At 68.1% G+C, this 1,420-nt stretch carries 1 protein-coding gene; it reads left to right on the top strand.

All coding sequences use genetic code 11. The features are described 5' to 3' along the window. The first annotated feature begins 55 nt into the window (after window positions 1-55). Window positions 56-1,291 carry an IS701 family transposase gene (locus tag IO29_RS31235; RefSeq protein ID WP_078618605.1) on the top strand — a complete coding sequence of 412 codons (1,236 nt, stop codon included), beginning with the start codon at window positions 56-58 and terminating at the stop codon, window positions 1,289-1,291. Window positions 1,292-1,420 lie beyond the last annotated feature (129 nt).

Raw genomic sequence — 1,420 nt, 5'->3', positions numbered from 1 at the left:
TAGTAGTGCTTCGTTACGTTGGGTGATCTCGCCTGGTGTTGGGCATCTTCTCGGTATGAGGTTGGGGGAGGTGGAACGGCTCCGGGGTGAGTTGGCGGAGTTCGTTGCCGATGTGTTCGCCTCGGTGCCGCGGCGGGATCAGCGGCGGTGGGGTGCGTGTTATCTGCGGGGTCTGATGCTGGACGGACGGCGCAAGTCGGTCCAGCCGATGGCCGGGCGTCTGCCGGACGGGAACATGCAGGCCCTGCAGCAGTTCGTGAACCAGTCGCCGTGGGATCCGCTGCCGGTCAGACGGCGGATCGCCGAGCGGCTGGTCGAGGTGATCACACCTGAGGTGTGGGTGATCGACGACGTGTCGTTTCCCAAGTGCGGCAAGGCGTCGGTCGGGGTGGCCCGCCAGTACTGCGGAGCGGTCGGGAAACGGGCGAACTGCCAGGTCGCGGTCAGTGTCCATGCCGCCACCGACACCGCCTCGTGCCCGTTGGAGTGGCAGTTGTATCTGCCGCGTGAGTGGACGGACGAGGCGGACCGGTGCCGCAGGGCAGGAGTTCCCGACGACGTGGTGCACCGGGAGAAGTGGCGTCTGGCGCTCGGCCTGCTGGACACACTCGCCCAGTGGCAGCTGAAGGCTCCGGTCGTGGTCGCCGACGCCGGCTACGGCGTCAGCACCCCGTTCCGGCTCGGTCTCCAGGCGCGAGGGCTGTCCTACGTTCTGGCACTGAACGGGAAGGAAGTCGCCCACCCTGAGGATGCCGAGCCGCACCAGCCTGCTTATGGCGGGCTCGGACCACCTACCCTTCCCCGCTACCGCACCCCACCACGAGCCGTCTGCGTCCTCGCCGCGGAGGCGGGTGCGGAGCGGTTCACCGAGGTGACCTGGAGGCAGGGCAGCAAAGGCACGATGACCTCACGGTTCGCGGTGCTGACAGCGCGGCCTGCGGGCAAGCAGTCCCTGGCCGCAGCTCAGGAGGCCGGCGGCGGCCGCAACCGGTGGGACGGCGTCCTGCCCGTCCAGACACTCCTTGTCGAATGGCCGGACGGCCATGACACTCCGACGGACTACTGGATATCGAACCTACCCGCCGCCACCCCAGTCGCTGACCTGGTGCGGTGGGCAAAGATGCGCTGGCGGATCGAGCACGACTACCGCGAGCTCAAGCACGGCCTCGGACTGGACCACTTCGAGGGCCGCACCTGGCGCGGCTGGCACCACCACGTCACCCTCGTCACCGCCGCCCAGGCCTTCCTCACTCTCCGGCGGCACGACCCAAAAGTCCGCACACCGGCCTGACCCTCTACCAGGTCCTCGACGTTCTTCAGGACCTGCTGAGGTGCTGGACCGGTACCTGCACCACCTGCGGACGACCCCTGCCCCGCCCTCGGAGAAGCCGCAGACAGCCCAGAACCTGACGAAGCACTA

Source organism: Streptomyces sp. NRRL F-6676 (genome assembly GCF_000725625.1).
Classification (GTDB): Bacteria; Actinomycetota; Actinomycetes; order Streptomycetales; family Streptomycetaceae; genus Streptomyces.
Note: the sequence above shows the minus strand (reverse complement) of the source record. Positions and strands in the feature narration are given on the sequence as shown.

Coding starts and splice junctions, on each gene's coding strand:
- IO29_RS31235 (WP_078618605.1), top strand. CDS start 56: ATGAGGTTGGGGGAGGTGGAACGGCTCCGGGGTGAGTTGGCGGAGTTC.